General features: G+C 48.0%; 7 protein-coding genes. 1 reads left to right on the top strand and 6 read right to left on the bottom strand.

Features of this window, described 5'->3' with window-relative positions; all coding sequences use genetic code 11:
* A partial coding sequence (locus M0R33_RS24170) for an IS5 family transposase (protein ID WP_292574522.1) occupies window positions 1-909 on the top strand: 909 nt, incomplete at its 5' end.
* Window positions 910-1201: 292 nt separating this feature from the next.
* Here M0R33_RS24170 and M0R33_RS24165 read toward each other — a convergent pair.
* The 6 genes from M0R33_RS24165 to M0R33_RS24140 all read right to left on the bottom strand — a co-directional run.
* Window positions 1202-1498, bottom strand: a complete 297-nt coding sequence (locus M0R33_RS24165) for a hypothetical protein (RefSeq protein WP_292574521.1) — start codon at window positions 1496-1498, stop codon at window positions 1202-1204.
* A 710-nt stretch (window positions 1499-2208) separates the two neighbouring features.
* Window positions 2209-3972 carry an RHS repeat-associated core domain-containing protein gene (locus M0R33_RS24160; RefSeq protein ID WP_292574520.1) on the bottom strand — a complete coding sequence of 588 codons (1764 nt, stop codon included), beginning with the start codon at window positions 3970-3972 and terminating at the stop codon, window positions 2209-2211.
* Window positions 3973-4523: 551 nt separating this feature from the next.
* Window positions 4524-4778, bottom strand: a complete 255-nt coding sequence (locus tag M0R33_RS24155; RefSeq protein WP_292574519.1) for a hypothetical protein — start codon at window positions 4776-4778, stop codon at window positions 4524-4526.
* Between the two features lie 40 nt (window positions 4779-4818).
* Entirely contained in the window at window positions 4819-6459 is a 1641-nt protein-coding gene (locus tag M0R33_RS24150; protein WP_292574518.1) for an RHS repeat-associated core domain-containing protein, read from the bottom strand.
* A gap of 86 nt (window positions 6460-6545) precedes the next feature.
* A complete protein-coding gene (locus tag M0R33_RS24145) occupies window positions 6546-6848 on the bottom strand; it encodes a hypothetical protein (RefSeq protein WP_292574517.1) in 303 nt (100 codons plus the stop codon).
* A gap of 1 nt (window position 6849) precedes the next feature.
* The coding region (locus M0R33_RS24140; protein WP_292574516.1) for an RHS repeat-associated core domain-containing protein at window positions 6850-9018 on the bottom strand (2169 nt) is incomplete at its 5' end.

The raw sequence follows: 9018 nt of genomic DNA, 5'->3' as shown, positions 1-9018 counted from the left end.
GTGACGGTCGATAGTACGGTTCAAGAGAAAGCCATCACGTATCCGACCGATGGGAAATTGTACGAACGCTGTCGCCAGCACATGGTACGCCTGGCTGAGCAGCATGAGATTACGCTACGGCAGAACTATAACCGCAAAGCCCCGTATTTGCTGATGATGGCGAACCGGTACAGTCATGCCAAACAAATGAAGCGCAAACGCAAGATGCTCAAACAGCTCAAAACGTTGGTGGGTCGGGTGTACCGAGATATCGAGCGCCAATTGACGGATCAATCCGATGCAGTCAAATTGGCTTTTAAAGAGACGCTAGAGAAAACCCAACGGATTTTGAACCAACAACCCCAGGATAAAAACAAGCTGTACAGTTTCCACGCCACGGAAGTCGAATGCATTTCCAAAGGCAAAGTCCACAAGAAGTATGAATTCGGCGTCAAAGTGGGCATCACCGTCACCAATAAAAGTAATTTTGTGCTTGGCGCCCGCAGCTTTTCCGGTAATCCCTACGATGGCCACACCCTGGAATCGTGTCTGGAACAGGCGGAAATTTTGAGCGGTAGACGCGCAACAGAAGCTTTTGTGGATTTAGGATACCGTGGTGCCGAGGTCCCGAACGTGACCATTTACAAAGCCCGGCAAAAGAGAGGAATAAACACCCGGCGACTCAAACGTGCCCTCAAACGCCGCAATGCCATCGAACCCGTCATCGGGCACCTCAAAAACGACGGATTGCTGGGCCGCAATTATCTGAAAGGCGAACTGGGCGATGCCATGCATGCCATCTTATGTGGCGCTGGCCACAATATCCGTATGATCCTCAGGCAGTTGAGGATTTTTTTGCCTCATTTTTGGAGACCGTTATGTCGGATTTTGGCACGCCCATCGAGCGTGAAATTTTTATTGCCCGTCTGAATGCTGGTGTTCGTAAAATATCGGCTTTTTCAGGGACGACTAAATAACATTGGCAAACAGGTCGACCGGAATCTGGAAATATCCGTAATCGAGCAGCGCATAGCTGGCTACGAATAGTATGAATTGCAGCAATTCATGCCGGCCATATAGGCGGTAACCCTCAGAAACTAAGTTATGTGAAAACAATGAAGACAGCCCTATAGGAATCACCGCAGAAAATCCGCCGATTAAATATCCAGCCCGAAAAGATGCGCCTTACTCCCTCAGAAGCATATCGCACACATTATTGCGTTTATTTTTTATTGAGAAACCATGTTAAAAGGAAAAGCGCAATCCCAATAAGCAATCCTACAAGTAAGACAGGCCCTTTGAATGCAGGCAAGCTACCAGCCAACCAAGCCAAGCCAATACAACCTAATATTCCTGTTACAAAAAAAATAAAGCGAGCCAAAAATAGACGCCACCATCCTGATTTACCTAATTCGCTTGTCAATATTTTATCTTGTATGGAATGAGCATGTATTTGATGGGAAACAGAAAATCCATACCAAATACACACAAAAGTAGCTACTATTTGATCTGCGGACATTGAACTCCAATTGATTAAATTAAACTATAAATTGACACATAACTCGGATTACCGTTTACAAAATTGCATTAGTGTTTACTAAGGTTTGTTATAAACACTCTGCATTTGATTTGTGTTCGATTTATTTGGATAAAGAACAAACCCGCCGTTAGCGGCACTACTTGATGTTGCTTCAGTAGTTGAAAGCGGAATACCACCAAAACTCGTTGGTACAAATAGATTTGCGACTGTGTTTATTGCGCCCCCAGTACTTGCAGCAAGCGCCGGAACCGCTGACGCTACAACCCTACTTGTAGTAGAGGCATATATAAAACCAAACTCTGAACTTAATGCACCGATTACGCCTTGCGCTAAAACTTAATTATAATTGAATTTAGCCTTTACAGTACTTTGCAAGTAGGACACCAGGATAAACAGACAATAACATGATAATTGTGGAAATACCTTTATATGCTTCTGATATTAATGATGTATTATTGGTTATCCACCAGATTCCTTGAACCAATCCAGCCACTACAGCCATATACAATAAATACATTAGCGCAATAAATAAGTAGTAATGCGTGTATTTTAATTTGTGGGTTGGTAAATTTACGTACACCCCCATATACCCAGTAAATGCCCCAAAAAGAATATGTAAAAAAAATATATAATTAAAAATTCCATAATTAATATTTTAGATTCATTGTGATTATATACCTGATTTAGGGTTACTTGTTATATACCCCTTGGATTTGATTGGTGTTGGATTTATTGGGGTAGATAAGGAATCCACCATTAGCGGCGCCATTTGGCGAGGCACTCCCGCCGTATATTGTGGGCGCTGCAATTCCCCCATATGTTGTTGGCACCAGCGAATTTATAGCCACGCCAGTAGTTATTGCTGCTGACGTCCCACCGACTTCGCCAAAAGCCACTCCTTCAGCGTAAGTAAATCCGGCTCTTAGGTAGTTTAATGCTTGCGATGCTTGTACAACATTGCCAACAGCACCCGACAAGGATCCGATGACACCTTGAACTACCACTTGCTCATATTTTATATTGTTAATGCCTCCACTTAATCCTTGGCCGGTGAAATTTCCTCCAGCCCCTGCTAAAGCATTGCGCACAAGAGATGCTGCAAAGCTACCGCCTATAGGGACCACTGCTGAAAATCCGCCGACTAAAGCTCCAGTACCGAAAGCTTGGAGTGCGTCTGCATATGTTGCATTCGGATTACTATTGTACGTACCAACTACCGATGAAATCCCTCCTATTGCCGCACCTAATGCAATATTGACAAACTCTCCCGTCAAATCATTCCCATTAACCGGATTATTATTGACGTAGGCATAGAAGTTGATGCCCGCCTCAAACCCCTTCGGGTCCTCCGAAATAAACCGCCCCGTTGCCGGATCATAATACCTGGCCCGATAATAATAAAACCCGCTCTCGCCGTCCACTTCCCGGCCGGTGTATTTCTGTACGGCATTGCTGGTACCTGTTCCGCTCAGTTGGCTGCCGAAGGCGGTGTAGGTTTGGGTGGCCTGGATTTGCCCGTCGTGGGCGCTTTGTCCCAACACCGATTGCAGGGCGTCATGATGATAGGTGGTGTTGATCATCATGTTATTGGCGTCGCGGTGATAGCCGTTGACTACCTCGTCGATCACCGTGCCGCGCAGGTATTGGTCGCGCAGGGCGCCGTTGCCGTCGTAAACGGCTTCCAGATGTTCGCCTTCCAGGTAGTAGCGGTTGGTGAGGCCGGCGGCTTTTTGGATGCGGTTGCCGGCCGGGTCGTAGCGGTACTGGGTGCTGTTGATTTGTTTGACCCGGTTGTTGGCGTCCCAAGTCAAGGTCAGATTGCGGTTACCGCTGACGTTGGTGAGACTGCCATTGGCGTCATAGCTGTAGCTTTCATACACCGTGCCGGTCGGGTTGCCGGTGCGGATGTCTTGCAAACGGTTCCCGGCGTTATAGTTGTAATACTTAGTGCTGCCGTTTAGCGTGTGGGTTTTGCGGTTGCCGACTTTGTCGTAACTGAAGACTTCGTCGAAGGCTGTGCCGGGGTAGTCGGCGGTTTTGAGGCGGTAGGCCGGGTCGTAGCTAAAAACTGTGGTGCCTGTGACTTGGCCCAGGGCGTTGGTGGTCGCTCCTGCGCATCCTGCGCCCGCGACATTCGTGCATCCCTGCACATCATCGGTTTGGCTCAGAATGTTGCCGAGCCGGTCGCGGCTGTAGGCGGTATCGTTGACCAGTTGGCCGGTGATGGTGGTGTTTTTCAACCGGGTTAGCCGGCCCGCCACGTCCCAGCCGTAATGGGTAATCGCGCCGTTGCTGAGGATGCGGTCCAGCAAGCGCCCCGCGCCGTCGGTCGCTCTTGCGCGTCCTGCGCTCGCGGCATTCGTGCATCCCTGCACGTCATAGTGGTAGCTGACTTGCAGGTAGGCCGGGTTGGTCTCGGCCACCAAGCGGGTGGTGTTGATGTTTGGGGGCATCTTTGCTGGCGAGTTAGTCGTTTTTAGCATGAACCGCGATCGGTGTGCCTGACGGCGGCAGCCTATAAACTCTGCGCATCTTATGGCCTTGGGGCTTTTGTCCCAGCATCTTGACGCGTTAGTCCCATTTATTTACCTGCTTCCTATGCAATACAGCATATGCGCTCATACCGACAAAAAAACAAATCATAAAAATCGAAATAAATACTTCCCAAACCATAATATATGGTTTCAGAAATAAAATAGTAAGTATAAATCCACCTACTCCAATCGAAGGTATTATGCCGACAAATATTAAAACCACAAATGAAGGCAATAAAGACCGTTTAAATATAAGTACCGAATTTCGAAAAAAAACTGGAAAATAGGCCTAAAAAAATAACCATAGACATTTCCTGCAACAAAACCAATTATCAAATCAGAATTTATCATTTTGTTTTTAATTTTTATTTTGAATAAACCGAAGTCATCATATTCGTATTTGACTTATTTGGATACAAAACAAACCCGCCATTTACTGAACCTGCTTTGCGTCACAGACCGATTACATTCTATTGTCCAAACAAATCACCTATAGTGATAACACCATGAGTCCAGAAATAAAACATAACAAATGAAAAAAGAAATAAGCCGCCTATAAAAATCTTCTCATTAGTTGTTGTTAACAAAACAAATGGCTTTATTTCAAACCCAAGAATTATTTTAAAAATAGACTTCCCAGTTCTTGCCGAAATTCTAATTATAATAATCGATCCTCCGACAAAAAACACAAAAGCCGCAGCATCGATCAAACTAATATTCAACACAAACCCTCCTAAGCAACTCTAATAATGATATTTAATTTATTTATTTTTTATATACACTTTGCATCATATTCGTATTTGACTTATTTGGGTAAATAACAAAACCACCATTTGCTGAACTACTGTTGTCGAAACCAATAAATCCATTTTTCATACTATAAACTCCAGTAAGTGTCTCTTGTGCCCCAAAACTAAATCCCGCTCCAGTTCCAATAGACATTCCACTATACGAGCCAGTTTGAGCATTAAAACTCACGCCGGCAGATACACCTGGGAAAGTTAAGCTAATTTCATTGTCTCTACCTGCAAGATCTTTAACCGAACCAGGTGAGATACCGATACTAAGATTCAAGGAACCAATTCCGTATAAATTATTCCCACCATTTAATGGATGACTTACGTCACCACCGGCGCCACCTGACAAAAGTATGCCGCTATCGCGCTCTGCTCCATCAAATAACGGGAAGGATTCAGCGGTTCCGAATTGAATTGATTTTCCGCCACCTAAATCAGCTAACCCAATCTTTTGTGCTATATCATTTATCCAACCTGGAATATTGAGCTGACCAGTCATAGTAAACGTAATATTCCCCGTCGGATCATTGGCATTAACCGGATTATTATTGACGTAGGCATAAAAGTTAACCCCCGCCTTAAACCCCAGCGGGTCCTCGCTGATAAACCGGCCCATATCCGGACAATAAATCCGAGCCCTGTAATAATAGCAGCCGCTCTCGCCGTCCAGTTCCCTACCGGTGTACTTCTGCAGGGTGTTGCTGGTGCCGGTGCCGCTCAGATTGCCGCCGAAAGCGGTGTAACTTTGGGTGGCTTGAATCTGGCCATCATGCGCGCTTTGGCCCAGCACCGATTGCAGGGCGTCATGATGATAGGTGGTGTTGACCATGACGTTGTCGGCGTCGCGGTGGTAGCCGTTGACCACTTCGTCGATGACCGTGCCGCGCAGATACTGGTCGCGTAGCGCGCCGTTGCCGTCGTATACGGCTTCCAGGTGTTCTCCTTCCAGGTAGTAGCGGGTGGTTTGGCTGCCGGTTTTTTCGATGCGGTAGCCTTTGGGGTCGTAGCGGTACTGGGTACTGTTGATTTGTTTGACCCGGTTGTTGGCGTCCCAAGTCAAGGTCAGATTGCGGTTACCGCTGACGCTGGTCAGGCTGCCGTTGTCGTCGTAGCCGTAGCTTTCGAAGATCGTTCCGGTTGGGCTGCCGCTGCGGATGTCTTTCAGGCGGTTGCCAGCGTCGACGTTGTAGTATTGGGTGCTGCCGTTTAGCGTGTGGGTCTTGCGGTTACCGACCTTGTCGTAGCTGAAGCTTTCGTCGAAGGCTGTGCCGGGGTTGTCGGCGGTTTTGAGGCGGTTTTCCGGGTCGTAGCTAAAAACTGTGGTGCCGGTGATTTGGCCCAGGGCGTTGGTGGTCGCTCCTGCGCATCCTGCGCCCGCGACATTCGTGCATCCCTGCACATCATCGGTTTGGCTCAGAATATTGCCGAGCCGGTCTCTTGTGTAGCCGGTATCGTTGACCAGTCCGCCGGTGAGTGTGGTGTTTTTCAGTTGGGTCAGCCGGCCGGCCGCATCCCAGTCGTAATGAGTGATCGCGCCGTTGCTGAGGATGTGGTCAAGCAAGCCGCCTGCTTTGTCGCATTGGTAGTCGATTTTGCTATGGTTTTTCATTGTTTATTACGCGAATGATGCGCCGCTCGTTGTTTAGCGCATCCTACCGGGCTACTAGCTGCACCTCTTAATGCTTTGTACGTTGTTTATTGTCTACCGGATAAATTTTTTCCATTATCCTTATTAACCAGTGGAACGAAATAAAGAGCAATTTCATAACAAAGAAATTCAAAAATAAGCGGTAACCAACTACTTAATTTAAACGACCAATATACTGCTACATACATAACAATTAATCCTAATACATAAATAACTTGACTGATCTGGGGGTCTGGAATAACTTCTGCGTTACAAAAACAACACTTGGCAGGCCTCCTTTTACGGGCAAAAATTTTTCCTTTTAATGATATTCCATCATCGTGACAAACTGGGCATTTAAAAGTCATCATTTTATTTCTTATATACTTGCGCCATCATATTTGTATTGGATTTATTGGGGTAAAGCACAAATCCGCCGTTCGCAAAATTACCACCCAAATAATTTGATATGGTATTTGAAAGAGAGTTCGATGAACTTGTTTGAATATTTAAATTAAAGTTAATGCTCGGCGTAACTGGTGCCCCCAAAACAGGCGGAATGAGTCCTTGCAAAGTATTAACACCATTATTTATGGCATTCATAGCATCGCCAAACATAGCGGTGCCACTCAAGCCTAGAGATGTCAATTTCCCTTGATAAGTATTTGGAAATAATAATCCAGTTCCAATTCCCGCATAAAATCTACCAGCAACCTGCGACACATTCTGAGCAGCATAATCAGTCGCGAAATTTAGAGCAACATCCGGATTTTGAATGGCTTGATTAGTCAGAGTATTTAAAATTTGAAGATTAACTTGTGAGCGGGACTGGAGGGCATCGCCCTGTAATCCCATTAACTGTGTCCCGTAATCGACAGCGCGTACTATACCGCGAGGATACGAAATCACCCCATTTGCGAATTGACCGGCGTGATCACCTAGCAATTGGTAATAGGCTGGATCGGAAAGCGCTTGGCCAACGGGGGTATTAGCCAGTGCTAACACCATGCATCCGACGCAGATATTCCCACTCGGATCATTCGCGTTGACAGGGTTGTTATTGACGTAAACATAAAAATTAACCCCCGCCTTAAACCCCAGCGGGTCCGCGCTGATAAACCGCCCCAACTCCGGACAATAAATCCGAGCCCTGTAATAATAGCAGCCGCTCTCGCCGTCCAATTCCCTACCGGTGTACTTCTGCAGAGTGTTGCTGGTGCCGGTGCCGCTTAGGAGGTTGCCGAAGGCGGTGTAGCTTTGGGTAGACTGGAGTTGGCCGTCGTGGGCGCTTTGGCCCAAAACCGATTGCAGAGCGTCATGGTGATAGGTGCTGTTGACCATGACGTTGTTAGCATCGCGGTGGTAGCCGTTGACCACTTCGTCGATCACCGTGCCGCGCATATACTGGTCGCGCAACGCGCCGTTGCCGTCGTATACGGCTTCCAGGTGTTCGCCTTCCAGGTAGTAGCGGTTGGTCAGGCTGCCGGTTTTTTCGATGCGGTAGCCTTTGGGGTCGTAGCGGTATTGGCTGCCGTTGATTTGTTTGACCCGGTTGTTGGCGTCCCAGGTGATGGTTTTGGCTCTCGGGCCGGTTTCCTGGATCAGACTGCCGTTGTCGTCGTAGCTGAAAGCCGATTCGATGCTGCCGCCGGTACTGCCGATACGGATATTGTTAAGACGGTTGCCGGCGTCGTAGGCATAGTACCGGGTGTTGGCATTCGGCGCCAGGCTGCCTTGGGTATGGGTTTTGCGGTTGCCTACTTTATCGTAAGTAAAGCTTTCGTCGAAGGCTGTACCGGGGTAGTCGGCGCTGAGTAGGCGGTATGCCGGGTCGTAGCTGTAGTTCGTAGTCCCTGTGACTTGGCCCAGCGAGTTGGTTTCGGTCTGGCTCAGAATATTGCCGAGCCGGTCTCTTGTGTAGCCGGTATCGTTGACCAGTCCGCCGGTGAGGGTAGTGTTTTTCAGTTGCGTCAGCCGGCCGGCCGCATCCCAGCCGTAATGGGTAATCGCGCCGTTGCTGAGGATGCGGTCGATGAGCCGGCCGGCTCCGTCGTAGTGGTAGCTGACTTGCAAATAGGCCGGGTTGGTTTCTGCCACCAGCCGGTTGGCGCTGTCGTATTGGTAGGTGGTGATGTCGCCTTGAAAGTCGGTCTTGGTATCGATATTGCCGGCCGGGTCGTAGGTCCAACTCAGGGTTTTACTGGCGCGGCTGTCGGTTTTGCTTTGCAGTTGGTGTTTGCTGGTGTAGGTATAAGTGTAGGTGACATCGGCGTTTTGGCTTTGGATCAGGTCGCCGAAGACATCGTAAGTGTAGGCCTCCTGACTGCCGTCGGCCAGATGATCGATTTGGGTGTTGCGGTTCAAGCGGTCATAGCTGTAGCGACTGGTCTGGCCCTTGCGGTCGGTGGCTTCGATGACGTTGCCGGCTTCATCGTAGGCGAAGGTTTGAGTTTTGTCAGTCGGGGTTTCGACCAAGGGGTCGACGATTTCAATCACGCGGCCCAGGTCGTCGTACTTAAAGGTAGTGATACGGCCTTCGGC

It is taken from the genome of Methylomonas sp. (assembly GCF_023228165.1).
Taxonomy (GTDB): domain Bacteria; phylum Pseudomonadota; class Gammaproteobacteria; order Methylococcales; family Methylomonadaceae; genus Methylomonas.
This window is presented reverse-complemented; position numbering and strand designations above follow the sequence as displayed.

Coding starts and splice junctions, on each gene's coding strand:
- M0R33_RS24160 (WP_292574520.1), bottom strand. CDS start 3,972: ATGCCCCCAAACATCAACACCACCCGCTTGGTGGCCGAGACCAACCCG.
- M0R33_RS24150 (WP_292574518.1), bottom strand. CDS start 6,459: ATGAAAAACCATAGCAAAATCGACTACCAATGCGACAAAGCAGGCGGC.
- M0R33_RS24145 (WP_292574517.1), bottom strand. CDS start 6,848: ATGATGACTTTTAAATGCCCAGTTTGTCACGATGATGGAATATCATTA.
- M0R33_RS24165 (WP_292574521.1), bottom strand. CDS start 1,498: ATGTCCGCAGATCAAATAGTAGCTACTTTTGTGTGTATTTGGTATGGA.